This is a genomic window from Exiguobacterium sp. s141 (assembly GCF_018618085.1).
Taxonomy (GTDB): Bacteria; Bacillota; Bacilli; order Exiguobacteriales; family Exiguobacteriaceae; genus Exiguobacterium; species Exiguobacterium mexicanum_A.
Window position 1 is genome coordinate 288679 of sequence record NZ_JACSLJ010000002.1, and the last position, 26764, is coordinate 315442.

Sequence of the window (26764 nt, forward strand, 5' to 3'; positions counted from 1 at the left end):
GGTGATGACTTTGAACGCAAACGAATTAGGCATCCAAGCGATGCAACAAGGTGAGTTCGAACAGGCGGCCAAGCAGTTCAATGCTGCCATCGAAGCGGACCCGACGGACCCGACCGGTTACGTCAACATGGGTACGCTCTTGCAAGCGATCGGCGACCATGAACGGGCCGTCGTCTTTTACGATAAGGCGCTCGAACTCGACAACGCGTTCGGCGCGGCCCATTACGCGAAGGGAGCGCTCGCCTATGAGCTCGAACAGCTCGACTTGGCCGAGGCATCTCTGCGTCAGGCGCTGCTCGCCGGGATGGACGACGCCGACCTTCATTTCATGCTCGGCTTGACGTACAAGGCGATGGGCGACTTCGTCCGGGCCTTGCCGCGTCTTCGCGAAGCGATGAAGCAGGCACCGGAAGACGTCGAAATTTCGTTCCAATACGGGCTCGCGCTCGCGCAGAACGAACAGCTCGACGAGGCCGTCGAAGCGCTCGAGCATACGCTCGACCTCGACGCGAGCCATACGGATGCCCGCTACAACTTGGCGATCGCCTACGCGTTCCTCGGTGAACAGGACAAGACGTACGCCGAGCTTGAACGTGTGCTCGAGTTGCAACCGGACCACGCGCTCGCGTATGACGCGAAAGCGAAAATGGATGAATTGCTCGGTAACTAAATTAATATAGCGCTTCTCGCAGTTTTTGCGAGAGGCGCTTTTTGTTAGTCCCAATAATGGAAGATGACGTTACCGACCGTCTCTGGTTCCCAATATTTGATTTCTCCGCGTTCCGCCTTGTTCAGAAACGGCTGTAGCGACAAATCGAACCGCTCATTCAACTCAGCCGCTAACGGAATCTGATAGGTGTCAGGAAACATGTCGGTCAGTTCGGGTACATCGATGAATTCATATTGAAACGGTTCGAGTTTGGAGATGCCGATGACAGGATAGTTTCTGCTGAGCAGGACATAGATGGTTTGCTCACTCCATGTGATACTCGCCTGGTGATAATTCGGAGTGATTTCGTCCCCAATGGTAAAGGAACATATTCCTCGTTTAATCCGGGTGAACTCAAAACAAATCGATTTGAACGTCTTCCAATCTGACCCTGGGGCGGAACAGTCGCCGTATGAAAAGCCGGTGATACATTCAGGGAGGGTGAGCGTCATGCGGACACCTCCCCGATGACCCAAATCAAAAGATTAAAAGTCATCAATACAAGCGTGCCGGAGAGCGCGAGGTAGCTCCACAGGACACGCTTTCCGGACTTGGCTCGTCGTACACCATCCATCAAAATCAGGAAACTCGTCCCGAATGAGACGAACGCCAACGCTGCAAACGAAGTGGGTCGGTCGAGCGTGGGAAACGCATCGATCACAAAATACAGCCCAAAGGTGAGCAAGCCTAAACAAGCCATGAGGAAAAGCGGGAAGAAACGCATATAGCACGACCTTTTCCATTTTCTCTCATCGTATCATGTGGGTTGTCGAGCGTACATGTGAATCAGAGCTGTTTCGTCGTGATTTTTACGGGCTCGCCGCCGAACTCACCGTAGGCCTCGTCCATGTTTTTCGTGTATAGCTCGATCACGTTCTTGCTCGGGTCTTTGAAGTAGGCCGAGCGCTCTTTACCGTTGACCGTCTCGTCCTCGTCCCACGTCCGGAGTTTCGTCGGGATGTTTGACGCCTCTAACACTTCGAGCGCTTGGTCGAACGACTCCATCGGAACGAAAAATGCGCAGTGGACGTGGGCGCCGCCTTCATCATAGAGCGTGTCCCATTCGGTCACGTCCTCTTGGCGATTCAATTCTTCTTCTGACGTGAAATCTCGTTTCAGCCAAAGGCCGAGGCGCGTATTCCCACCGACATAGAGCCACGTCGCCCAAGGTTCGTCCGCGTGCTCCTGTGCCTCGCTCGGCTCGGCATCATCACCGACCCATTGTTCGACGACGGGCAGTCCGAGCTTGCCGTGCCAAAAATCGACGGCCTCGGTCATGTCGGTCACTTCTAACACGAGTTCACACAGGCCACTGATTGGAATACGGTTCGTCATACATAATCCCTCCTTCATAGGTTCACTCGAACAGTTCCCGCTTTGATTCGACGAAAAACGTGCATAGCCGTCCGAGTGTTCGGGAAATGGATTAGCAATGTGAGAGGGGAGAAAGCATATGCGGATGTTTAGTTTGGTCAGCGTCGTTATTTTTTTCATCATCGAATGGTTCATGCTCGGTCGTCTGTTCATCGAAGTCAATAATCGTCTCGCGACGGGCGAGTGGACGAATAATCTCTTGTTCCGGGTCGTCGTCGAGTCGGAACGGGCGACGACCGTGCTGTTACTCCTGTTTGCGACATTTTTTGTAATCGGTGTCGTCATGCATTGGATATTGTCGGCGAACAAGTCCTGGTCCGTGACGTTTGGTGCGGTCGGGGTGGCGTGGGTCGTCCCGGCCCTGCTTGCCCTCGTGGCTTGGTTCATCCCGAACCCGTACGTCCAGCTAGGGATCATCGTGTTGCAGCTGTCGTTCATCCCGCTCGTCCCGTTCGTCGGACAGACGGTACGGCTCGGTCACGTCGTGTTGAACTGGGGCGTCCACGTCATCGCCGCGGGACTTGTGCTGTTGATTCAGCGACCATCGCTTGAGCAACTGTTTCGTGTCGAGCGGACCGAGCTGTTCGAGCGGCTCGAAGGTTATGTTAATTCGGGGGAGCTGGAACGGTTCGAACGACTGCTTGAAACCGTGGACTTGGAGCAACTTGAGCGCATCTTGAACCGAATCGATGTCGATCAGCTGATTCGGATTCTTGAACGTGTCGACCTCGACCAGCTCGAGCGCATCCTCAACCTGTTCAGTTAGGCGATTTGTCCTACCGTTCAAACTCGGGCTATAATGGGGGATGGAAAACTAGCTGGAGGTGGCTCGAATGATGGCAGCACCTTACGAGTTGACAGGAAAAGTCATCCGCGTCCTGTTTCAATCGGAAGAAGAAGCGCACACGATCGCGCTCGTACGTATAAAAGAAAAGAACTTTGAGACAGACGAGACCGAGATGGTCATCGCCGGTGTCGGCGTCGGTATCGAGAAAGGCGAGACGTATAAAGCGCACGGGCGTCTCGTCGACCATCCCCGATTCGGGAAACAGATGAAAGCGGAATGGATCCGCCGTGTCGTCCCGATGACAAAACGCGCGGCCGTCCGGTTTTTGACGAACGGCTCTTTCCCGGGAATCGGGCAAAAGACGGCCCAAAAGATTGCTGACGCACTCGGAGACGACTGCATCGACCAAATCGTCAAGCATCCGAGTATCTTGTCGAACGTCGACGGCTTGAAAGAAAAGCAGGCCCGTGTCATCACCGAGCGGTTGAACATCTTGTATGGGGTCGATCAGTTGCTGTTGTTTTTGGCGCCGTTCGACGTCACACCGCGACTCGCCTCGAAGATTCATAAAGAGTATGAAGGCCGGGCGATGGAGACGATTGAAAAGAACCCTTACGCCTTGATGTATGACGTCCCTGGGATTGGCTTCAAGACGGCCGACGCCATCGCCGCCCATTTCGGGATTCAAGGGATTCACCCAGAGCGGATCGCCGCGGCCGTATTATACGTGCTCGAGCTCGAGCAAGGCAACGGGCATTTGTTCGTCACGGCCGATCAACTCGCGAGCGAGATGCCGCGCATCATCGGTGGCGACCCGGGCGAGGCACTCGTCTCGGCGCTTGAGACACTCGCGAACGATGAGCGTGTCATCGTCGAGGACGGGGTCGTCTATCATCCACGCGTCTATCGGGCCGAACAAAAAGCGGCCGAGGAACTCGCGCGCATCATGTCGACATCGACTACGGAAGACGTCGATATGACGACGATCTTTGATGCGGTCGGTCGCGTCGAGGAGATGTTCTCGATCGAGTATGCCAAGCAACAACGAGAGGCGATCGAACTTGCCTTGAAGTCGCCGCTCATGGTGCTGACAGGCGGACCCGGGACCGGTAAAACGACCGTCGTCCGCGGTATCATCCATGCGCTCAGCGACGTGTTCGACTGGAAGCTTGAACCGGTACAGAACCAACCGTTCCCGTTCGTGCTCGCCGCACCGACCGGCCGGGCCGCGAAACGGCTCAGTGAGTCGACGGGCTTGCCGGCCTCGACGATTCACCGTCTCTTAAAGTTTGATGGCAGCTCGTTCCAAGTCGATGACACGAATCCGCTCGTCGGAAAAGTGCTCATCGTCGACGAGGCGTCGATGATTGATATCTTCTTGTTCCGCAGCCTGCTTCGGGCTGTGCCGAACGGGATGAAAATCCTCTTCGTCGGTGACCGGGATCAATTGCCTTCGGTCGGACCGGGCCAAGTGCTCGCCGATTTGATGGCGACCGACGGGATTCCCGTCGTCCGGCTCGATGTCGTCCATCGGCAGGCGTCCGAGTCGAGCATCCTTCGTCTGGCGCACGCGCTCAACGCGAAACAGATGCCGGACGATTTGCTCGCGGCACTGCCGGACCGTCGCTTTTATACGGCCAACCAAGAGACGGCACTCCAGGCGATCTGTCAAATGGCCGGGGCCGCACTGCGAAAAGGTTATTCCCCATTCGATATCCAAGTGCTCGCACCGACGTACCGTGGGGTGTGCGGCATCGACGGATTGAACGAGGCGCTCCAAAACGTGTTCAATCCGAAATCGGCGGTCCGGGAAGTGAAACACGGCAACCGGACGTACCGGAATGGGGATAAAGTGCTCCAACTCGTCAATAACGCCGAGGAGAACGTTTATAACGGCGATATCGGTGAAATCACGAACATTTTCTATGCGAAAGAAAACGTCGACAAGGTCGACAAAATCTATATCCGCTTCGATCAGACCGAGGTCGAGTATAACCGGAGCGAATGGGACCAGTTCACCCACGCCTATGCCATCACCATCCATAAGTCACAAGGGTCCGAGTTCCCGATCGTGCTCATGCCCGTCTTCTTCAACGGCGGCTTCCGCTCGTCGCGCAACTTGATTTATACGGCCGTCACTCGGGCGAAGAAGAGTTTGCTCTTGTTCGGGGACGTCCGTGCGCTCGAGGCGGCGACGCGAGAAGAAGAGCCGGTACGGCGGACGAAACTCGTCGAGCGGCTAGGCGGCAAGTCTTGACGTCTCCCGATTGACGTGTGATAATGACGAATAGAAAACTGAAACGATTAAAGACGATGAAGGAAATGAGTACGTCGTAACCGCCTCACCAGAGACATCTTCCTAGGCTGTGAGAAGATGGGGGTCCGGTCGACCGAAGCTAGTCTGGAGTCCCCACTCACCCTGGGCGCCTCATCCGCGTTATCGGATGTTCGAGGCACGGCTTTGCCGTGCGAACGAGGGTGGTACCACGAAGCGATGCTTTCGTCCCTTTCCACAGGGATGAGCATCGCTTTTTTTCGTTTCGTTTAAACTGAAGGAGGAATTGTTGATGAAACCGCTCAAACCATTAACTGGCGCACAGATTCGCCAAATGTATTTAGATTTCTTCAAATCGAAAGGACACAGTGTCGAGCCGAGTGCCTCACTCGTACCGGTCGAGGACCCGACGCTTCTTTGGATCAACTCAGGCGTCGCGACGCTCAAAAAATACTTTGACGGCCGTGTCATTCCAGCCAACCCGCGCATCGTCAACGCGCAGAAGTCGATTCGGACAAACGATATCGAGAACGTCGGGAAGACGGCGCGTCACCATACGTTCTTCGAAATGCTCGGGAACTTCTCGGTCGGTGATTACTTCCGCGAAGACGCGATCAAATGGGGCTGGGAACTTCTGACGAGCGACGAATGGTACGGGCTCGACCCGGATCGCTTGTCGGTGACGATTCACCCGGAAGATGAAGAAGCGAAACAACTTTGGCTTGCACTCGGCGTGCCGGCCGACCGCATCATCCCACTCGAAGAGAACTTTTGGGAAATCGGGGAAGGCCCGTCTGGCCCGAACACAGAAATCTTCTTCGATCGCGGACCTGCGTTCGGCGACGACCCGACCGACCCAGAACTATACCCGGGCGGCGAGAACGAGCGTTACCTTGAAATTTGGAACATCGTTTTCAGTCAGTTCAACCATGACGGGCACGGCAACTATACCGAGCTCCCACGGAAAAACATTGATACAGGGATGGGTCTCGAGCGGATGGCGAGCGTCATGCAAGACGTACCGACGAACTTCGACACGGACTTGTTCATGCCAATCATCCGCGAGACAGAGAAAATCAGCGGCGAGACGTACCGCACCGACAGCAGCAAAGACGTGGCGTTCAAAGTCATCGCTGACCACATCCGCACCGTCTCGTTCGCGATCGGAGACGGGGCGCTCCCATCGAACGAAGGCCGTGGCTACGTGCTTCGTCGTTTGCTCCGCCGTGCCGTCCGCTATGCGAAGATGCTAGGCATCGAGCGTCCGTTCATGTATGAGCTCGTCGACGTCGTCGGCGACATCATGGTCGACTTCTACCCTGAAGTCCGTGAGAAGAAAGACTTCATCAAGAAAGTCGTCAAGAATGAAGAAGAACGTTTCCACGAGACGCTCCATGACGGTCTCGCTATCTTGAACGAAGTCGCGAAAGCGCAAAAAGCGGCCGGTTCGAACGTCATCAGCGGTGAAGATGCGTTCCGTCTCTACGATACGTACGGTTTCCCGCTCGAGTTGACGATCGAGTACGCCGAAGACCACAAATTGACGGTCGACGAGGATGGATTCAAACAAGCGATGAACGCTCAGCGTGAACGCGCTCGGACTGCCCGTGCCGACGTTGAGTCGATGCAAATCCAGTCAGGCGTTCTTGCGGAAATTACGCTTCCATCATCATTCGTCGGGTACACGAACCTCGGAACTGAAGCGAAAATCATCAGCTTGATTCATGATGGAGAGCTCGTTGACGTCGTCGCAGCAGGGGAAGAAGCGCAAGTCATCCTCGATCAGACGCCATTCTACGCTGAGAGCGGCGGTCAAATCGGCGATAAAGGACAAATCGTCGGGTCGGACTTCGTCCTTCACGTGAAAGACGTCTCGAAAGCACCGAATGGCCAAAACTTGCATACGGTCACGGTCACGTCAGGTGTCGCCAAGGCAGAAGTCGCGGTGACGGCTACGGTCGACTTCGATTCGCGTCAAGCGATCATCAAAAACCACACAGCGACGCACTTGTTGCATCGCGCGTTGAAAGACACGCTCGGTGAGCACGTCAACCAAGCAGGTTCGCTCGTGACACCAGACCGTCTTCGCTTTGACTTCTCGCACTTCGGCCAAGTGACGGCTGAAGAGCTCCAATCGATCGAACGTCAAGTGAACGAACGCATCTGGGCGTCAATCGCTGTCGATATCGAAGAAATGAACATCGCCGATGCGAAAGCGAAAGGTGCGATGGCGCTCTTCGGTGAGAAGTACGGGGATGTCGTCCGCGTCGTCGCTGCCGGTGACTCGGTCGAACTTTGCGGTGGCTGCCACGTCGGCAACACGGCGGAAATCGGTCTCTTCAAAATCTTGTCGGAATCAGGAATCGGAGCCGGTACACGTCGCATCGAGGCGGTCACAGGAGCTGGTGCTTACGAAGTGATGAACCAGCACATCGAGACGCTCGAGACGGCAGCAAAACTGCTCAAGACAAAACCGCTCGAAGTGCCGACGCGTGTCCAAGCGCTTCAAACTGAAATGAAAGAACTCGAACGCGCGAGCGAATCGCTCAAAGCGAAACTCGCCAACATCGAAGCGTCGTCACTCACAGACGCCATCGAGACGTTCGGTGATGTCCAATTGATCGCTAAGCGCGTCGACGGACAAGATATGGACGCGCTCCGTGGCATGGTCGACGAATTGAAAGGCAAGCTCGGCTCGGCCGTCATCTTGCTCGGCTCGGCGAACGGCGACAAGGTCAACCTCGTCGCAGGTGTGACGAAAGACTTGAACGACCGTGGCTTCCATGCCGGGAAATTGATCAAAGAAGTGGCGACACGTTGTGGCGGAGGCGGCGGAGGCCGTCCTGACATGGCGCAAGCCGGAGGCCGTGATGCGACAAAACTGGATGAAGCATTGAAGTTTGCTTCACATTACGTTCAATCACTGGCATAATAGAGTGTGAAGTGCAAACGGAAAGAGGTGGATTCTTGTGAGCCAAATGGATCGCACGATGCAATTCAATTTTCCAGAAGATGATAATCGAGCCAACACTCGGGAGACACTGATCACGGTGTATCAAGCACTCGAGGAGAAAGGCTACCAACCGATCAATCAAATCGTCGGATACTTGTTGTCAGGTGACCCTGCCTACATCCCGCGTCATAACGATGCGCGAAACTTAATTCGCAAAATCGAACGAGATGAGCTGCTCGAAGAGTTGGTCAAATCGTATTTGAACGATCGTAGAGAGGATTAATATGAAGCGAGTCATGGGGCTCGATGTCGGTTCGAAGACGATTGGGGTCGCCGTGAGCGACCTCATGGGATGGACGGCGCAAGGCGTGGAGACGGTCTACTGGACCGAGCCGGACTTTGAGGAAGCTGTCCGTCTGCTTCAACCGATTATTGAGCAGTACGATGTGAAAGAAGTCGTTGTCGGCCTCCCGAAGAACATGAACGCGACAATCGGACCTCGGGGCGAGGCGTCACAGGCGTTTGCCGCGGCCCTCACCGAAGCGACCGGTTTGCCGACGGTTCTCGTCGACGAGCGTTTGACGACGATGCAAGCGGAGCGGATGCTCATTTCAGCAGACGTCAGCCGAAAAAAGAGAAAGGCCGTCATCGATAAGATGGCAGCCGTCATGATTTTACAAAATTACCTGGATCGTGCAGGCAAATAAGGAGGAATTACTCATGGCAGAAATCCGTCGTGAAGAAGAAATGTACCGTATTCCAGACGAAAATGGAGACGAGCATTTATTTGCAGAAATTTTCCGGATGACGAGCGACCGCTCGAAGAAGACGTTTGTCGTTCTTGAGCCGGTCGGCAATCCAGAAACAGAAGACGAGGATGACGACACAATCGAAGTGTACGCGTTTGAAATCGAAGAACTTGAAGATGGCGAGTTCATCTTGAAGCTCGTCGAAGACGATGATGACTTCGAGGAAGTCATGGAAGCGTTCGATATCGTCAATGACGAAGTTGGTTTAGACTAATACGTGGACGGGCGACTAGGGGAAACCCTCGTCGCCCATCTTCATAACAGAAGAACAGGGGAGAAATGCGCATGAACCATCCATCGATGTTTGATGAGAAGCGTGCACGTAACCGGATTGTTCGGCGAATTACGGTTATCATCCTTGCTGTCTTTCTTCTAGTGATCGCCACAGGTGCCGCGGTATCTTATGCGTTCGTGAAACGATCGCTCGAACCCGTTGACCCAGCTTCGACCGAAACGGTCGAGGTCGAGGTTCCGCTCGGTGCAGGTTCTGGTTACATTGGCGAACTACTCGAAGAGAATGGCCTCGTGAGGAATAGCACGATTTTCCGTTTTTACACACGGTTTAAAAATGAATCATCGTTCCAAGCGGGGACGTATACGTTGTCTCCGTCACAATCACTTGACGAGTTGATCGCCACGTTGAAGACGGGGAAAGTCATCGTCGTCCCGGATATCAAATTGGTGATCCCGGAAGGCTTTACGATCGACCAAGTCATCTCGCGTCTCGCAAAACAGGCTGATATTCCGAAAGAAGAGATTTCGGACCAACTGAGCGACGAGGAGTATATCCGCTCGCTCGTCAATGAGCATGAGATGCTGACGGACGAAGTGCTCGCCGACGGAATTTATCACCCGCTCGAAGGTTACTTGTTCCCGGCAACGTATGAGTTCGATAAAGGTGTGACGCTCACTCAGATCATCGATGAGATGCTCAAGCCGACCGAACAGCTCTATCTCGAATACGGCGATGCGGTCGAAGCGTCGGGACGCACGTTCCATGAGACGTTATCGCTCGCCTCGATCGTTGAGAAAGAAGCGGTCTCGACGGAAGACCGTCAAGAGATCGCGGGTGTGTTTGAGAACCGTCTGGCCGATGGCATGAAGTTGCAGTCCGACCCGACCGTCTGGTATGGTACCGGGGAGACTTCGATTTTCACATCGTTCAACGATCTCCAAAACGATTCACTTTATAACACATACCGCTACGAAGGGATCCCAATCGGACCAATCGCTGCGGTCAGTCGTGACGCATTCGTCGCCACGCTCAATCCGAACGATACGGATAACGTTTATTTCTACGCCCGACCACCGCGTGAAGGATTCCCGAACGGGGAAGTCTTGTTCGAAGTGGAGTACGAGGCGCACCAACAGAACGTCAACAAGTATCGTCCAGAATGGGAAGCGTTCGAAGAAGCAAACAACAATTGACGGATATGCGACCGGAAGCCTTGGCTTCCGGTCGTTTGAATGATTAGAGAGTAAGAGGTGTACGACGTGGAACATTCATCCTATGAAGGTTACGTGGAGAACTTGGTCACGCCCCGGTCGCCGTTATTGGCGGAGATGGAGGCGTTCGCCCGAGAACATCACGTGCCAATCATGGACTTGACCGGATCTGAAGTGTTGCTGTCGCTTCTCGCGATGCAACGTCCGAAACGGATCCTTGAGGTCGGTACGGCAATCGGATACAGTGCGATTCGAATGGCTGAACTGTTGCCGGACGCGGAAATCGTCACGATCGAACGAAACGCACGACGTCACGAAGAGGCACTCGGCTTTATCGGACGCTCGGACGTATCGGACCGAATCACTGTCATTCATGGTGATGCGGTGGAGTTGATCGGGACGATTGAAGGAGAATTCGATGCGGTCTTTATCGACGCGGCCAAAGGTCAGTATCAAAAATTCTTTGATGGGTATGGCGCTTTAGTACCAATTGGTGGTACGATTTACAGCGATAATTTATTTTTACGAGGGGACGTCCTGCTCGAGGATGTGTCAGTGCTTGACCGTCGACGCCGCCGGCTTGTTCGTCTCGTAAAAGAGTTTACTGAGCAATTGATGGCACGGACCGATTATCATACTGCAATTTTGCCCCTTGGTGATGGCCTAGCAATCAGTCGTAAATTACGATGAGGAGGACTTAACTTTGATGCAACATAAACCCGTCATTATCGGCGTGGCCGGGGGGACCGGATCAGGTAAGACGACCGTGGCCCGCGCGCTCGTGGATGCGTTCAAAGGACAATCGGTCGTCATGATCGAGCAAGACGCGTATTATAAAGACCAGTCAGAGATGACGATGGAAGAACGATATAAGACGAACTATGACCACCCGTTCGCATTCGATAACGATCTTTTGATCGAGCATATCAAGCAGTTACAAGAGCACAAGGCCATCGAGAAACCGGTGTATGACTATGCGGCGCACACGCGCTCGGACAAGACGATTTTGATCGAGCCGGTCGACGTCGTCATCGTCGAAGGTATTTTGGCGCTCGAGGACGATCGTCTGCGTGACTTGATGGACATTAAAGTGTTCGTCGACACGGATGCGGACGTCCGCATCCTACGCCGGATGCAGCGCGATCTCAATGAGCGGGGCCGGTCAATCGACTCGGTCGTCGCCCAATATACGAATGTCGTCCGGCCGATGCATCTTCAATTTTGTGAGCCGACGAAACGTTATGCGGACATCATTGTACCTGAAGGTGGAGAAAACTTTGTCGCCATCGATTTGCTCGTGACGAAGATTCGCTGGGTGCTCACAGAACGCAACCGGGCATAAGGAAATAAATCGTTTTCAATTTAACCTAGCTGTAATATACTAGGAGACAATGAAGGAGTGACAGAAATGGCTGAAAAACAACATTACATGACGTTAGACGGAAAAGCTAAGATCGAAAATGAATTGAACGAACTGAAGACGGTGCGCCGTAAAGAAGTCGTTGAGAATATTAAAATCGCCCGCGATTTCGGAGACTTGTCTGAGAACGCTGAATATGATGCGGCGAAAGAAGAGCAGGCAATGGTCGAAGGACGCATCGCCCAACTTGAAGAGATGCTTCGTAACGCCGTCATCATCCAAGATGACGTAGCCGACAACTCGATGGTCGCCATCGGGAAAACGGTAACGTTCTTCATTCAAGAAGATAACGAAGACGAGACGTACACAATCGTCGGTGGCGCCGAGGCCGACCCATTCACAGGGAAAATCTCGAACGAATCACCAATCGCCAAAGCGCTTCTCGGCCGTACGGTCGGAGACGTTGTCAACGTTCAAACGCCAGGCGGCGACATGGTCGTCGAAATTAAAGAAATCAAGTAACACTAACGAGCGACATCCATCTGGAGGTCGCTCTCTTTCTGAGGAGGCACATATCATGAAAATCGGAATCATTGGAGCGATGGAAGAAGAAGTAAACTTGCTCCGCAACGAATTGACAGAACGGACAGACACGGAAATCGCCAACTATCACTTCTATGAAGGATACCTCGGCAACGTCGAAGTCGTCATTTTAAAGTCAGGCATCGGCAAAGTGAACGCGGCCATCGGGACGACGCTCTTGATCGATAAGTTCAAACCGGACGTCGTCATCAACACCGGTTCAGCCGGCGGCTTCAAAAAAGGGATGAAAGTCGGCGACGTCGTCGTCTCGACAGAAGTCCGTCACCACGATGTCGACGTGACAGCGTTCGGCTATGAGTATGGGCAAGTTCCAGGCATGCCGGCGGCGTATACGGCCGATGCGCACTTGATGGACGTCTGTAAAGAAGTCATCGAGAGTCTCCATGACGTGAACGTCCATACGGGCCTCATCGTGACGGGCGACTCATTCATCAATGACTCGAAACGGGTGGCGGACATCCTCGGACATTTTGATGGCGTCGCCGCCGTCGAGATGGAAGCCGCTCCAATCGCGCAGACGTGCTACCAGTTTGGTGTCCCGTTCGTCGTGACTCGTTCAATCTCGGACAGCGCCGATGAGGAAGCGAACTTGTCGTTCGACGAATTTTTGGAGACGGCATCGATTAACTCGGCGAAAATGGTCATGGCCGTCACAAAACGACTCGGTCAAAGCGAATAATCGAAAGGGATGCGTTGACATCCCTTTTTTATTCCCTTATATTAGTACCAGATACTAAGAATAGGGGTCATCAACATGAACATTGGAATCATTGGCATCGGTTCGTTCCTTCCGGACAACCGGATCACGAACATCGATTTGGAAAAACGAATGGATACGAGCGACGAATGGATTCGGACCCGGACCGGGATCGAGGCGCGCCATTTGGCAGACGCTGATTTGAGCGTTGCCGATATGGCCACAAAGGCTGCCGAACGGGCGCTTCAAAGTGCGGGTGTGTCGATTGAAGATATCGACGCGATCATTTGCGCGACGGCGACGGCGCCATCATTCCCGGCGACGGCTTGTCTCGTGCAAGCCAACCTTGGGGCAAAGCAAGCGGTCGCCTTCGACGTTAGCGCCGCCTGTAGCGGCTTCATCTTCGCGATGGATACGGCGAAGAGCATGATGTTCGCGAAAGGGTTGAAGCGCACACTCGTCATTGGAGCTGAGAAGATGGGCAATTTGATCGATTGGGACGACCGTTCGACCGCCGTCTTGTTCGGTGATGGGGCGGGTGCCGTCGTTCTCGGCGAAGACGAGGTGGCCGCCATCGAGTCGGTCATTCTCGGAAGTGACGGAACCGGCGGAAAGTTCTTATATGAGAATGAAGAAGGTAAGATTGTCATGAACGGTCGTGAAGTGTTCAAATTCGCCGTCCGTAAGATGCCTGACATCGTCTTAGAGGCGTTGCAAGGGGCCGGGAAGACGATTGAAGACCTCGACGTCCTCGTGCCGCACCAGGCGAACCGTCGTATCATTGACGCAGCGATTGAACGGTTAGGGATTGACGAAGCAAAAGTTGTCGTCACGATTCAAGACCATGCGAACACGTCAGCTGCTTCAATTCCACTTGCTTTGGCCGAAGCGGTCAAGCAACGGAAAATCTCAAACGGTCAAACGATCGTCGTCGCCGGCTTCGGCGCCGGGCTCACATGGGGAGCGAGCTGTTTAACATGGAATAACGCTAACATCACGGAGGAGATTAACGCATGAAACGAGTAGTCATCACAGGATTAGGAGTCGTTTCCCCACTCGGGAACGACGTTACGGCAATGTGGGAGCGACTGTTGAACGGGGAAAATGCAGTCGATACGTTAACAAAGATTGATATTAGCCAGTATCCGGCGAAAGTCGGGGCGGAAGTAAAGGAATGGAACATCGATCATTTGGTCGAACCGAAGGAAGCGCGCAAGATGGATTCATTCATTCAATATTCGATTCTTGCGGCTGACGCTGCGCATCGGGATAGCGGTCTAGATGTGAAAGCAATCGCGGACGATGTCGGGATTTGGATCGGAAGCGGGATCGGTGGGGTCGAAACAATCGACAAACAAGCGAGCATCTTGCATGAACGGGGACCACGTCGCATCAGCCCATTCTTCATCCCGATGATGATTCCAAACATGGCGAGCGGTCAAGTTTCGATTTACCTCGGAGCAAAAGGGCCGAGCAACTGCTCGGTCACAGCTTGTGCATCTGGAACGAACTCAATCGGTGAAGCGTTTAAAGTCATCCAACGTGGTGATGCCCTCGCGATGTTCGCAGGTGGGGCCGAAGCACCAATCACGCCGCTCTCATTCTCAGGATTCTGTGCCAACAAGGCACTATCGACGAATCCAGACCCGAACACGGCATGCCGCCCGTTCGATCAGAACCGTGACGGCTTCATCATGGGTGAAGGCGCGGGCGTGCTCGTTCTCGAGGAATATGAGCATGCGAAAGCGCGCGGAGCCAAAATGTATGCGGAAGTCGTCGGGTATGGCATGAGTTCGGACGCTTACCACATCACGGCACCGTCACCTGAGGCAGAAGGTGGATCAAAAGCGATGAACGAGGCGCTTCGTGACGCGGGAATTCGTCCAGAAGACGTTCAATACATCAACGCACACGGGACGAGCACACCACTCAACGACATGCTCGAGACGAAAGCGATCCACAACGTTTTCGGTGACCACGCGCACAACTTGGCCGTCAACTCATCAAAATCGATGATCGGGCACTTGCTCGGCGCAGCCGGCGGAGTCGAGGCCGTCATCACGGCGCTATCGATTCATGAGGGACGGATTCATCCGACGATCAACTGTGAGACACCAGCTGATGATTGCGATTTAGACTATGTCCGTGATGGAAATCGGGAACTTGATATCCAGTACGCACTGAGCAACTCGCTTGGCTTCGGGGGCCACAACGCGACGCTCGCATTCGCGAAAGTGAACGACTAATAGTAGAAAAAAGTGACAAAAACGGGTAGGGTATAAGGGTTGGTCTAACAGAGAGGAGAATGCCAGATGAAACGATTTTTCATCGGTGCCGCCTTGTTGGGTTCAGTCCTTATCCTTTTTTTCGTTATTTGGTACGGACAACGAGAGCAGGCACGAGAATTACTACCACCAGAAGAACAAATCGTGACGATCCATGGAGAGACGTTGCCGGAGCAGCCGAACACACTGCTCGCGATCGATCCGAGTTCGCAAACTGTGTTATCGCATATTTATGAAGGATTGTATCGCTTCGGAGCGGACGGTGAGATTGAACCGGGACTCGTTGAGACGATGACGCGTTCCGAGGACGGGGCGACATATACGTTTAACTTGAAGGCAAGTCAAACTGTGAATGGAAATGCGATCACGGCTGAAACGTTCGTCGAGCATTTTCGCATGCTCGCCGATGACGATACGAATTCCCCGTTCAGTTTCCTCCTCGGAGATGTATTGAACGCGAAAGCGATCAGTCTCGGGACGAAAGAACCAGAGACGCTCGGCGTGAAAGCGATTGACGAACAGACACTTGAGCTGACGCTCGAGCGGCCGATGGAAGGGTTCGAGCAGATGTTAGCGATGCCGGCCTTTCTGCCGCAGACGATGATTGGGGAGTGGCAAGAACTCGACGCGAACGGACCGTTCCAAATCGAGTCAATCGACGCGGCCCAGGCGACGTTGATAAAAAACGAGGATTATTATGATGCAGATCGCGTCACGCTCGAAAAAGTTATCATCTGGGCGGATGAAGGTCTAAGTTCAGAGCCCGACGGTATTCACCCGATCCCTTACGGCACGGACGAGGGGACAATCGAATCACTCGAAGGTAAGCTCGTTGATGTTCCGCGAAGCGGCGTCTTCTATTTAAAACCGAACGTCGACGAGTATCCGTTCGATGATGCCGATTTCCGACGCGCGCTCGCGCTCTCCTTAGATCGCGAAGCAGTGGAAGGGTCACTCGCAAGAGCCGAACGGACGACAGAACGATTGCTCGTCACCGATCAAACGGAGACGGAGCCGACGCTTGAAGGAGAGGCGGCGACACTGTTCGCAGACGTGCTTGATCGGCTCGAAGAAGAGGAAATCGAGATTGAGTTGCTCAGCTTTGTCGATGAAGAGGCGAGACAAATCGCCCAGACGATTGAAACAGAGCTTGAACAACTTCCCGGTCTTCAAGTGAACGTCGTCGAGTTGCCGCTCGGTGACAAAGTTAGGAAAGAAGTCGCAGGCGATTACGCGTTGTCACTATCAGGGTGGCAACCGGACTACCCGGCATTCAGTGCCTATTTGACCCAATTCGAGACAAATAACTATTTGAATTCGAGCGGATACACGGACGAAACGTTCGATCGTTTGATGGATGAGGCCCGCTCGACAGAAGTACTTGCGGACCGGAACGAGACGTATCGACAGGCGGAAAAACGGCTGTTGGAAGAAGCTGTCGTTATCCCAATCTACCAAGCTGGAAGATCTTACGCAGTCGATTCCAAATATGCGGAAATCGGTTTTCCGGTCATCGGTCCTTCGTACGTCCTAACTTTTTCTAAAGTTTATGAAAAATGAGCTTAAAGCCCGTCTCCCTAGGCGGGCTTTTAGCCTATAATAAAAATTTTTTAGAAAAATCAAAATAAACACTTTGCAAAATTATCAGAATATTGTATTATTGCTTCAACGGGATTGTGGTAGCAAATTTTGTAAAGTGAGATATCTGAATTTTCTACCATCGTTCATTTCGTTAAACCGAAAAAAATCAGGGGGTCATCGCAATGAATAAGAAAAAAGGTTTTGCTTTAGCAACGTCGGTAACGCTTCTATCTAGCGCATTCCTAGCAGCTTGCTCGGGTGGGGAAGAAGAGACATCATCAAATAAACAAGGTTCTGAAGGCGGCGCAGACGAGGAGCAAGTCCTCAACTTGCTCGATGGTTCTGACATCCCTTCACTTAACCCTACACTCGCGACAGACGCGGTTTCGTTCAACGTGTTGAACAACGTTAACGAGGGTCTTTATCGTATGGATAAAGACGATAACCCGACACCAGGGATCGCGGAGTCACACGAAGTTTCTGAAGACGGTAAAACGTACACGTTCAAAATCCGTGAAGGCGCAACTTGGTCTAACGGTGAGCCTGTAACAGCTAACGACTTCGAATACGCTTGGAAAGAAGTCCTTAACCCGGACAACGCTTCACAATATGCTTACGTCATGTCAATCATCGAAGGTGCTGAAGCCTACAACACTGGCGAAGGCGAGCGCGACGCTGTCGGCGTCACTGCGACTGATGAGCAGACACTTGAAGTTAAATTGACTGCACCAGCTGATTACTTCCTCGGTCTCACAAGCTTCGGCGTATTCATGCCTAAACTTGAGTCGTTCGACAAAGAGCAAGGCGAGAACTTCGGTACGTCTGCAGAGACAACGCTCTACAACGGACCGTTCAAACTCGAAAGCTGGGAGCGCGAGCAAGGCTGGAAAATGGTCAAAAACGACGACTATTGGGATGCTGAAGCCGTCAAACTTGAAGAAATCAACGTTAAAGTCGTTAAAGAAGTTTCAACAGGTGTTAACTTGTACGAAAACGGCGACGTTGACCGCACTGGTTTGACTTCTGAACTCGTTGCTCAATACCAAGATAACGAAGACTTCTCAACTGTCGTCGAGCCAACACTCTTCTACCTTCAGTTCAACACTGAGGTTGAAGCGCTCGACAACCAAAACATCCGTAACGCGATTGACGCGGCATACGATAAAGCAGCGATCTCTGAAACGCTCCTTGCGAACGGTTCAGTCCCTGCCAACTACCTCGTACCTAAAGACTTCGTCACTGGACCAGACGGTAAAGACTTCCGTGAAGCGAACGGCGACATCGGCGGCTACGACGTGGACAAAGCGAAAGAGCTTTGGGAAAAAGGACTTGAAGAACTCGGTCAAGACTCTGTCGAAATCGAGCTCCTCAACTATGACTCAGAATCTGCGAAGCAAATCGGTGAGTTCATCAAAGGTGAACTTGAGAAGAACCTTCCAGGGATCACGCTCACAATCAAGCAACAACCGTTCAACAACAAACTTGACCTTGAGAACAAAGGTGAGTTCGAGTTGACATTCGCTGGCTGGGGCCCTGACTACCAGGATCCAATGACATTCGTTGACCTCTTCGTCACTGACGGACCATACAACCGTGGTAAGTGGTCGAACGAAGAATTCGACAAGCTCATCGAGTCTGCGAAATCAAGCACAGATGCTGAACAGCGTTGGGCTGACCTTCAAGCTGCAGAGAAAATCGTTCTTGAAGAGAACGCGATCTCGCCAGTTTACCAACGTGGATCGGCTCGCCTCACGAAGCCATACGTTAAAGGAATCGTTGAACACGCGTTCGGCGCTGACTACTCGTACAAGTGGGCATCTATCGAAGGCAAAGAGTAATAAGAAACAACACGCATACAAAAAAGAGACGGGGACGCCTGTCTCTTTTTTTGTGTCTTCAGTTTGACCAATCACGTTGCACGAACAAGCCGCCCTTTGCATGCAAAGGGCGGCTACTTTTTATTTCTTCACTTTGGCCCGTTTCCGGTTGAGTCCCATCGCTTTCTCGATTTTCGCGAGATTTTTGTTGGCGACGGCTTCCGCTTTCTCACGTCCCGCATCGAGGATGGCGTCGAGCTCAGCTGAGTCGACGAGTTCGTGATAGCGATTTTGGATAGGCTCGAGCATGGCGACGACGGCTTCGGCGACGTCTTGCTTGAACGTTCCATAGTTCGAGTCTTTGTAGCGTTCGACAAGTTCAGCGATTGGGGTATCGGTCGAGAGCGAGTAAATCTCAAGCAAGTTCGAGATGCCCGGTTTGTTCTCACGGTCGAAGCTGATGACACCGCTCGAGTCCGTGACCGCGCTCTTGATTTTTTTACGGATGACGTTCGGCTCATCGAGCATCGAGATGAAGCCCTTCGCATTCGCGTCTGATTTCGACATTTTTTTGACAGGGTTCGTCAAACTCATGATGCGCGCACCTTCTTTTTGAATGAGCGGCTCCGGAATCGTGAACGTCTCATAGTATCGTTTGTTGAAGCGCTCGGCCAAATCACGCGTCAATTCGACGTGTTGTTTTTGGTCATCGCCGACCGGGACGAGTTCCGTGCCGTACAAGAGGATGTCGGCCGCCATCAAGGTCGGATAGACGAACAAGCCGGCGCCGATGTTTTCACTGTTTTGTGATTTGTCTTTATACTGCGTCATCCGGCTCAGTTCACCCATGCCGGCGATACATGTCAACATCCATCCGAGCTGGGCGTGCGCCTTCACTTCCGATTGGACGAAAATCGTCGACTTCTCAGGATTGAGACCGCAAGCGAGATAGAGTGCGGCGAGCTTGCGCGTGTTGTCCATCAACTCGACGCGGTCGAGTTGAACCGTGATCGAATGGAGATCGACGACACAGTAAAACGCTTCGTGTTCTTCTTGCAGCTCAACAAACTGCTTCATCGCGCCTAAGTAGTTACCGAGCGTCACGACGCCGGTCGGCTTAATGCCAGAAAAGATTTTTGCCATGATTACACCTCCAGAGAATATAAAAAACCGCGGTTCCCCGCCCGATAAATCGGGACGAATAACCGCGGTGCCACCCAAATTTGCATGAAACTCATGCCACTTGATCGCGTTAACGGGCGTGACCGTCTCGCCGTACTATCGTTCAGGCGAGCCACTCCGAAGTCCATTCGCTCGAAGGTTTCCATCTACTCGCAGCAACGTAGACTCTCTGGGGGAAAGGGGATTCGAGGTACTTGTCTTCTTCATTGTGTTTCCTATTGTTCTAGCCATAGTGTAGCATATCGACAGTGAAATCGGAAGGTCAAACGAGGGTGATTACGTAAGAAAGAACGACGCTCGTGACACCGACATAGACCCAACGCCACGCCGAACGTTTTTGATTGGCTCGATCTTCCGGTGAGGCTTCTTCGTCTTCTTCGTAATCCGGGTCAATCTCTTTCAACTTGGCCCGACGATTGCGTTTGAACCCGTACATGAACCCGTCAAATAATCCGGTGGCACCCATATGAGAGAACATCCCGACCGCGAAGACGAGTATACCGGCCACGAACAAGCCGCCACTCAAATGGAACCCGATTGTCTCGTCTTGGTAGTATGACAAGTTCGACCAAACGGTGTAGGCAATTGTGACAATTCCCCAAACGATTAATATACTTCTAAAATTTTTCAATGTGACAAACTCCTTTCAGCGTGGATGCGCTCCAGCGAGTCATCCGCCCTATGGCTCTATGATACCTGTTGCTTGGTGGAGAAGGCGAGAAGTTCGTGTTAAAAATGACAGCGGTTTATTGGGGAGTTGACAGTTTGATTAAAAATTTTTTACAATAGCCCTAACGTTCTTTCGTCGGATACAAAATGAAATATTCAGAAAATTAAAGAAAAAGTAAGATGTTACGGTCCGACGAAACGCCATGCTTCACGATTCAGAAAGGGGACATCGCAATGAAGAAAAAATCGATTCTGCTTATGATGACACTCATCTTGGCACTCGGTTCAGTGCTCGCCGCTTGCTCGACTGGCGGAGACTCTGACGGCGGTTCGTCTTCGAACGGAGAAAAAGTTCTCCGCTTGACGGACACGTCTGATATTACAACGGCTGACCCGGCGCTCGCGACGGACGCAGTCGCGTTCAACTTGATCGCCAACACGATGGAAGGTCTTTACCGTCTGGATCAAGACGGGAATGCCGTTCCAGCAATCGCCGAAGGAGAACCAGAAGTGAACGAAGACGAAACGGTCTACACGTTCACACTCCGCGACGCGGAATGGTCTAACGGCGAACCTGTCACAGCGAACGACTTCGTCTACGCTTGGCAACGCGCTGTGGATCCAGAAACTGGTTCACAATACGCGTACATCATGAACACAGTAAAAAATGCCGAAGCCATCAACACTGGTAAACTTCCTAAAGAAGATCTCGGTGTGAAGGCGATCGATGAGAAGACACTTGAAGTTACACTCGAGCGTCCAGACCCATCGTTCATCTCACTCACATCGTTCGGTACGTTCACACCGATCAACGAAGCGTTCGCCACTGAAAAAGGCGCAGACTTCTCAACGTCACCAGAAAACCACATCTACAACGGTCCATTTACATGGTCGGAGTGGGATCGCGAGCAAGGATACGTGTTAGCGAAAAACGAATCGTATTGGGATGCTGAAAATGTAGCCCTCGAGAAAGTCGACGTTCGCGTCGTCAAAGACACATCGACTGTCGTCAACTTGTATGAAGCAGGAGAAGTCGACTACGCCGGCCTCTCATCTGAACAAGTTGCTGCTTTCCAAGAGAACGACGACTACAACACAGGCCTTCGTTCAAGCGTCGGTTACTTCAAGTTCAACCATGAAGATGAAGTCTTCGCTGACGTCAATGCCCGTAAAGCAATCGCTCGTGCGGTCGACCCGGCCGGAATCATCGACCAACTCTTGAACAACGGTTCAATCGCCACGACTTCGTTCATCCCGAAAGACTTCATCAAGTATGAAGACGGCACGGATTACACGGAAGGCGTGACGCACTTTGAAACGAACGCTGACGAAGCGGCATCACTTTGGGAAGAGGCGACTGGCGGCGAAGCTGCTACAATCGAACTTCTCTCATTCGACAGCGAAGTATCGAAACAAATCTCAGAGTACATGAAAGGCCAAATCGAATCGAACTTGCCGAACGTGACCGTGAACATCTCCCAACAACCGTTCAACAACAAGCTCGAGCTCGAAGCGAACGGAGAGTACCAAATGTCATTCGCCCTTTGGGGACCTGACTATCAAGATCCGCTCACAAACCTTGGCATCTTCACGTCTGACAACGGTCAAAACGACATCAACTACAAGTCTGCTGCCTACGACAAGTTGATTGATGAAGCATCTGCTGAAACAGCAATCGATGCCCGTTATGACAAATTTAAAGAAGCAGAGACGCTCTTGATTGAACAAGACCAAGCCATCATGCCGATTTACCAAGCTGGTGTCGCTTACTTGCTCCGTCCGAACGTCGAAAACTTCAACCGTCAACTATTCGGTGCTGATTACCAGTACAAATACGTCGATATCAACTAAATGAGAAGGGGGCATGCAACGTGCATGTCCCCCCTTTTCTAAAAAAAAATCCGGAAATGAGAGAAAATACTATTCAAATGTTTTGTTGGTAAAGTATAATGTAGTAACAGTGAAAATTCAGAATACTTTACAAACTAAGAATTCTTCAATTTTCATGTGCTGTGCTAAGAGCCTTGAGATGACGTTTGACCTATTCTTTCAGAAAATTCCTTTCATTTTGTGAATTCAAGAAAAGGGCAATATGTCATAGTGACGCTGTTGGTGCAAGCATAGACACATTAGAAAAACAGGGGGTATTTATTTATGGGACGTTATATTCTGCAACGGCTGACTTACGGCCTCATCACGTTCTTCTTGATTGCGACGTTCACGTTTTTCCTGATGGACCTGCTTCCAGGTTCGCCGTACCAAAACCAGGAGAAATTGACTGAATCACAAATTCAACTCTTGAACGAGCGTTACGGACTCAATGATCCACTTCCAGTTCGTTATGCGACTTACTTAGGGAACCTTGTGCAAGGTGACCTCGGTGTATCGTTCCGTACGGCCAACCGGCCAGTGACGGATTTGATTATGGAACGGATCGGACCTTCAGCTCAACTAGGAATTCAAGCGCTCGTCCTCGGGACGTTTGTCGGATTGCTCCTCGGGATTGTTGCAGCCATCCGTCATAACACGTACATCGACTATGGTTCAATGTTCGTATCGGTAATCGGGATTTCTGTCCCATCATTCGTATTTGCAGCCCTCCTTCAGTACTATGTAGGGGTTAAGTTGCAAATCCTCCCTGTCGCGTTCTGGGATTCACCGGCTCATACGATTTTACCGACCATCTCGCTCTCGCTCGGGGTTACGGCATCGATCGCCCGTTTCGTCCGGACCGAGATGCTAGAAGTGACCGGACAAGATTACGTCACGCTCGCGAAAGCGAAAGGATTGACCGGAAATGCGATCGTTTGGAAACACATGGTGCGTAACGCGATGATTCCAGCCATCACAATTCTCGGACCAATGACGGCCGGTCTATTGACGGGTACGTTCGTCATCGAAAAAATCTTTGCGGTACCTGGCCTCGGTGAATTGTTCGTCACATCTATTACGTTGAATGATTACTCGGTCATCATGGGCACGACGCTCTTCTTCTCTGGCCTGTTCATTATTATCATTCTACTAGTCGACTTGCTCTACGGAGTCGTTGACCCACGTATTCGTCTTGGGGGGAATAACTGATGATTGAAAACAAAAAGAATTTCGAGCAGTTCGACCAAGACATGTTCCAACGTGTCGAGATGAACGAACAGCTCGGTGAACGAATTGCCGGTAAAAGTTTGAACTTCTGGCAAGATGCATGGATGCGCTTAAAGAAAAACAAAGCAGCCATCTTGTCATTATCGATTATCGTCATCCTTGTCTTGCTCGCGCTATTCGGCCCGATGTTGTCTGGCCGTGACGCTTATACGCAAAACATCTCACAAGCCAAACTTCCACCTAAAGTCACTGGACTTGAGTGGGCAGGGTTTGATGGGATGGCCAACCTAGGTGGACGCGACATCGATTTCTATGAACAGAAAAATGTCGAAGAAAACTTCTGGTTCGGTACGGACTACCTCGGCCGTGATCTTTGGTCACGTGTTTGGGAAGGAACGCGCATCTCGCTCTTCATCGGTTTGATGGCTGCGATCATTGATACGGTCATCGGTGTCGCATACGGTGGGATTTCGGCTTACTTCGGTGGCCGCACAGATAACATCATGCAGCGTGTCGTTGAAATTTTGACAGGTGTTCCGAACTTGATTTTGATCATCTTGTTCATCTTGATCTTTGACCCAGGGGTGTTCACGATCATCCTCGCGATGACGATCACCGGCTGGATTGGGATGAGTCGACTCGTCCGCGGTCAAATCTTGAAACTCAAAAACCAAGAGTTCGTCTTGGCAGCTCGTACGCTCGGTGCTTCAAGTAACCGTTTGATCTTCAAACACTTGATCCCGAACACGCTCGGCGCCATCATCATCACACTCATGTTCACGATTCCATCTGCCATCTTCTTCGAGGCGTTCCTCAGTTTCATCGGGATCGGACTTCAACCGCCACAAGCGTCACTTGGTACGTTGATCAACGACGGATATAAAGAGCTACGGACTTTCCCGTACTTGCTCGTCATCCCGTCAGTCATCATCGTCTTGCTCATGGTCAGCTTCAACTTGCTCGCCGATGGCTTGCGTGATGCGTTCGACCCGAAAATGCGTAAATAATTATAGAAACAGGGGGACTCGTGAATGGAAACGATTTTATCTGTCCGAGACTTAGCGGTCTCGTTCCATACGTATGCTGGAACGGTACAAGCTGTTCGCAACGTATCGTTTGATTTGAAAAAAGGCGAGACGCTCGCCATCGTTGGTGAATCGGGTTCTGGTAAATCCGTCACTTCAAAAGCGATCATGCGTCTGATCCCGAACCCGCCAGGTGAAATCACGAACGGAGAAATCTTGTTCGAAGGTAAAGACTTGGCGAAGTTGTCGGAAAAAGAAATGTTGAAGATCCGTGGCCGTGATATCGCCATGATCTTCCAAGATCCAATGACATCACTCAACCCGACGATGACGATCTTCAAACAGATTGCTGAAGGATTGAAGCAACACCAAGGTCTTACGGGTGAAGATGCGAAGAAGCGTACGCTTGAATTGCTCACACTCGTTGGGATTCCAAACCCAGAGGCACGCCTCAAACAATATCCGCACCAACTCTCAGGTGGGATGCGTCAGCGGATCGTTATCGCGATCGCGCTTGCATGTAATCCGAAAGTGTTAATTGCCGATGAGCCTACGACGGCCCTCGACGTAACGATTCAAGCTCAGATTTTGGAGCTCTTGAAAGACATCCAGCAAAAGACGGGCACAGCGATCATCTTCATCACGCACGATCTTGGTGTCGTTGCGAACATGGCTGACCGTGTTGCCGTCATGTACGCTGGTAAAATCGTCGAGAAGGGAACGGTCGATGAGATCTTCTACGAGCCGCGTCACCCATACGCATGGGGACTGCTCGGATCGATGCCGCGCCCATCTGATGACCCGAACGAGGCGCTTCCGGCCATCCCAGGTACGCCGCCGAACTTGCTCGACCCGCCAAAGGGCGATGCGTTCGCACCACGTAACCCGTATGCGATGAAGATCGACTTTGAAAAAGAACCACCGATGTTCCAAATTAGCGACACGCACTATGCGGCAAGTTGGTTATTGCACCCGCAAGCACCGCAAGTGAGCCCGCCGAAAGCAATCCGTGACCTTGCACTCAAGTATCGTCCGGACAGCGCGTTCGCCAAATCGATTTTGAAAGGTGGTGCTGAATAATGGAACGCGAGAAATTACTCGAAGTAAAAGACCTGAAGCAGCACTTTAAAATTGGCCGAGGCCGCGTCGTTAAAGCGGTCGATGGCATCTCGTTTGATATCTACAAAGGTGAAGTACTCGGTCTCGTAGGGGAGTCAGGTTGTGGGAAATCGACGACAGGTCGTACCATCATCGGTCTTTATGACGCGACGGACGGTGATGTCGTCTTCAAAGGCGAAAACGTTCATGGCAAGAAGTCGAAAGCGGAGAAGTTGAAATTCAACCGGGCCATGCAAATGATCTTTCAAGATCCTTACGCATCGCTCAACCCGCGGATGACGGTCGCTGATATCATCGCTGAAGGCATTGATATCCACGGCCTTGCCAAGACGAAAGAAGACCGGATGAACCGTGTCTATGACCTTCTCGAAACGGTCGGTCTTACGAAAGAGCACGCGAGCCGTTACCCGCACGAATTCTCGGGCGGTCAACGTCAGCGGATCGGGATTGCCCGCGCTCTCGCGGTTGAACCAGACTTCATCATCGCCGATGAGCCAATCTCGGCTCTCGACGTATCGATCCAAGCCCAGGTCGTCAACTTGATGAAAGAATTGCAACGCGACCGTGACTTGACGTACTTGTTCATCGCCCACGATTTGTCGATGGTCAAGTATATCTCAGACCGGATCGGTGTCATGTATCAAGGTCACCTCGTCGAACTCGCTCCAGCAGCGCGTTTGTATGAGAACCCGATTCACGCCTATACGAAGTCGCTTCTCTCGGCGATCCCGCTTCCGGATCCAGAGCACGAGCGCACACGTAAGCGGATCGTGTATGAGTCGAAGTCACTCGGTGCCGTCGGACGTTCGGATGAGGATTCAAGCATCCCACCGCTCCGTGAAGTCGAGCCAGGCCATTACGTCTCATTGACAGACGAAGAATACGAAGCATATAAAGCGCAACTCGTATAATTAGAAAGTCCCGAATCCAACCGGATTCGGGACTTTTTTGAACGCAAAGAAAAACACCATCCA

General features: G+C 52.0%; 26 protein-coding genes and 1 other annotated feature. Of the genes, 21 read left to right on the plus strand and 5 right to left on the minus strand.

Features of this window, described 5'->3' with window-relative positions:
- Window positions 1–4: 4 nt before the first annotated feature.
- Entirely contained in the window at window positions 5–670 is a 666-nt protein-coding gene (locus tag KNP74_RS05990) for a tetratricopeptide repeat protein (protein WP_214763825.1), read from the plus strand.
- Window positions 671–714: 44 nt separating this feature from the next.
- Here KNP74_RS05990 and KNP74_RS05995 read toward each other — a convergent pair whose 3' ends face one another.
- The 3 genes from KNP74_RS05995 to KNP74_RS06005 form a co-directional block, all read right to left on the minus strand.
- Window positions 715–1161 carry a hypothetical protein gene (locus KNP74_RS05995; protein WP_214763826.1) on the minus strand — a complete coding sequence of 149 codons (447 nt, stop codon included), beginning with the start codon at window positions 1159–1161 and terminating at the stop codon, window positions 715–717.
- Window positions 1158–1409, minus strand: coding sequence for a hypothetical protein (locus KNP74_RS06000; protein ID WP_214709599.1), 252 nt, complete (start codon window positions 1407–1409; stop codon window positions 1158–1160). Before KNP74_RS06000 ends, KNP74_RS05995 begins: the two co-directional genes overlap by 4 nt.
- Before the next feature lie 86 nt (window positions 1410–1495).
- Window positions 1496–2044 carry a VOC family protein gene (locus KNP74_RS06005; RefSeq protein ID WP_251129315.1) on the minus strand — a complete coding sequence of 183 codons (549 nt, stop codon included), beginning with the start codon at window positions 2042–2044 and terminating at the stop codon, window positions 1496–1498.
- Window positions 2045–2162: 118 nt separating this feature from the next.
- Here KNP74_RS06005 and KNP74_RS06010 point away from each other — a divergent pair, with 118 nt between their 5' ends.
- The 15 genes from KNP74_RS06010 to KNP74_RS06080 all read left to right on the plus strand — a co-directional run bounded on the left by KNP74_RS06010 (window position 2163) and on the right by KNP74_RS06080 (window position 18717).
- Window positions 2163–2849: a magnesium and cobalt transport protein CorA gene (locus KNP74_RS06010; protein WP_214763828.1), complete on the plus strand. Its 687-nt coding sequence runs from the start codon at window positions 2163–2165 to the stop codon at window positions 2847–2849.
- A gap of 70 nt (window positions 2850–2919) precedes the next feature.
- On the plus strand, window positions 2920–5127 hold the full coding sequence (gene recD2, locus KNP74_RS06015) for an SF1B family DNA helicase RecD2 (protein ID WP_138859713.1): 2208 nt from the start codon (window positions 2920–2922) through the stop codon (window positions 5125–5127).
- 310 nt (window positions 5128–5437) lie between these two features.
- Window positions 5438–8077 (plus strand): alanine--tRNA ligase, encoded by a 2640-nt coding sequence (alaS, locus tag KNP74_RS06020; RefSeq protein ID WP_034776913.1) that lies wholly within the window; start codon window positions 5438–5440, stop codon window positions 8075–8077.
- A gap of 37 nt (window positions 8078–8114) precedes the next feature.
- A complete protein-coding gene (locus KNP74_RS06025) occupies window positions 8115–8381 on the plus strand; it encodes an IreB family regulatory phosphoprotein (protein ID WP_029595797.1) in 267 nt (88 codons plus the stop codon).
- Window position 8382: 1 nt separating this feature from the next.
- The gene (gene ruvX / locus KNP74_RS06030; protein ID WP_034776916.1) at window positions 8383–8805 is read left to right on the plus strand and encodes a Holliday junction resolvase RuvX; all 423 of its coding nucleotides are present in this window, start codon (window positions 8383–8385) and stop codon (window positions 8803–8805) included.
- A 13-nt stretch (window positions 8806–8818) separates the two neighbouring features.
- Window positions 8819–9121 carry a DUF1292 domain-containing protein gene (locus tag KNP74_RS06035; RefSeq protein ID WP_034776918.1) on the plus strand — a complete coding sequence of 101 codons (303 nt, stop codon included), beginning with the start codon at window positions 8819–8821 and terminating at the stop codon, window positions 9119–9121.
- 71 nt (window positions 9122–9192) lie between these two features.
- Window positions 9193–10335, plus strand: coding sequence for an endolytic transglycosylase MltG (mltG, locus tag KNP74_RS06040; protein WP_138859711.1), 1143 nt, complete (start codon window positions 9193–9195; stop codon window positions 10333–10335).
- Window positions 10336–10401: 66 nt separating this feature from the next.
- Window positions 10402–11043, plus strand: a complete 642-nt coding sequence (locus KNP74_RS06045; protein WP_138859710.1) for an O-methyltransferase — start codon at window positions 10402–10404, stop codon at window positions 11041–11043.
- A gap of 16 nt (window positions 11044–11059) precedes the next feature.
- On the plus strand, window positions 11060–11695 hold the full coding sequence (gene udk / locus KNP74_RS06050) for a uridine kinase (protein ID WP_034776924.1): 636 nt from the start codon (window positions 11060–11062) through the stop codon (window positions 11693–11695).
- 66 nt (window positions 11696–11761) lie between these two features.
- The gene (gene greA, locus KNP74_RS06055) at window positions 11762–12235 is read left to right on the plus strand and encodes a transcription elongation factor GreA (protein ID WP_029595793.1); all 474 of its coding nucleotides are present in this window, start codon (window positions 11762–11764) and stop codon (window positions 12233–12235) included.
- Window positions 12236–12290: 55 nt separating this feature from the next.
- A complete protein-coding gene (gene mtnN, locus KNP74_RS06060) occupies window positions 12291–12995 on the plus strand; it encodes a 5'-methylthioadenosine/S-adenosylhomocysteine nucleosidase (RefSeq protein ID WP_029595792.1) in 705 nt (234 codons plus the stop codon).
- Between the two features lie 75 nt (window positions 12996–13070).
- Window positions 13071–14030, plus strand: coding sequence for a beta-ketoacyl-ACP synthase III (locus KNP74_RS06065; protein WP_214763829.1), 960 nt, complete (start codon window positions 13071–13073; stop codon window positions 14028–14030).
- Window positions 14027–15259 carry a beta-ketoacyl-ACP synthase II gene (fabF, locus tag KNP74_RS06070; RefSeq protein WP_029595790.1) on the plus strand — a complete coding sequence of 411 codons (1233 nt, stop codon included), beginning with the start codon at window positions 14027–14029 and terminating at the stop codon, window positions 15257–15259. The genes KNP74_RS06065 and fabF overlap by 4 nt, the downstream gene beginning before the upstream one ends.
- Window positions 15260–15325: 66 nt before the next feature.
- Entirely contained in the window at window positions 15326–16858 is a 1533-nt protein-coding gene (locus KNP74_RS06075) for a peptide ABC transporter substrate-binding protein (protein ID WP_138859703.1), read from the plus strand.
- Between the two features lie 203 nt (window positions 16859–17061).
- The gene (locus KNP74_RS06080; protein ID WP_214763830.1) at window positions 17062–18717 is read left to right on the plus strand and encodes a peptide ABC transporter substrate-binding protein; all 1656 of its coding nucleotides are present in this window, start codon (window positions 17062–17064) and stop codon (window positions 18715–18717) included.
- Window positions 18718–18837: 120 nt separating this feature from the next.
- Here KNP74_RS06080 and trpS read toward each other — a convergent pair whose 3' ends face one another.
- The gene (trpS, locus tag KNP74_RS06085; RefSeq protein ID WP_214763831.1) at window positions 18838–19839 is read right to left on the minus strand and encodes a tryptophan--tRNA ligase; all 1002 of its coding nucleotides are present in this window, start codon (window positions 19837–19839) and stop codon (window positions 18838–18840) included.
- A gap of 47 nt (window positions 19840–19886) precedes the next feature.
- Window positions 19887–20094: a binding site (T-box leader), on the minus strand.
- Between the two features lie 46 nt (window positions 20095–20140).
- A complete protein-coding gene (locus KNP74_RS06090; protein ID WP_021066943.1) occupies window positions 20141–20509 on the minus strand; it encodes a DUF3899 domain-containing protein in 369 nt (122 codons plus the stop codon).
- Window positions 20510–20781: 272 nt separating this feature from the next.
- Here KNP74_RS06090 and KNP74_RS06095 point away from each other — a divergent pair, with 272 nt between their 5' ends.
- From KNP74_RS06095 to KNP74_RS06115, 5 genes are all read left to right on the plus strand, one after another.
- The gene (locus KNP74_RS06095; protein WP_214763832.1) at window positions 20782–22398 is read left to right on the plus strand and encodes a peptide ABC transporter substrate-binding protein; all 1617 of its coding nucleotides are present in this window, start codon (window positions 20782–20784) and stop codon (window positions 22396–22398) included.
- A 303-nt stretch (window positions 22399–22701) separates the two neighbouring features.
- Window positions 22702–23628, plus strand: coding sequence for an oligopeptide ABC transporter permease (opp3b, locus tag KNP74_RS06100; RefSeq protein ID WP_214763834.1), 927 nt, complete (start codon window positions 22702–22704; stop codon window positions 23626–23628).
- Window positions 23628–24653: an oligopeptide ABC transporter permease gene (opp3C, locus tag KNP74_RS06105; RefSeq protein ID WP_371816319.1), complete on the plus strand. Its 1026-nt coding sequence runs from the start codon at window positions 23628–23630 to the stop codon at window positions 24651–24653. Before opp3b ends, opp3C begins: the two co-directional genes overlap by 1 nt.
- A 24-nt stretch (window positions 24654–24677) precedes the next feature.
- On the plus strand, window positions 24678–25751 hold the full coding sequence (locus KNP74_RS06110; RefSeq protein WP_034776940.1) for an ABC transporter ATP-binding protein: 1074 nt from the start codon (window positions 24678–24680) through the stop codon (window positions 25749–25751).
- Complete coding sequence (locus KNP74_RS06115) at window positions 25751–26701, plus strand: ABC transporter ATP-binding protein (RefSeq protein WP_034776942.1); 951 nt, start codon at window positions 25751–25753, stop codon at window positions 26699–26701. The genes KNP74_RS06110 and KNP74_RS06115 overlap by 1 nt, the downstream gene beginning before the upstream one ends.
- Window positions 26702–26764: the final 63 nt, after the last annotated feature.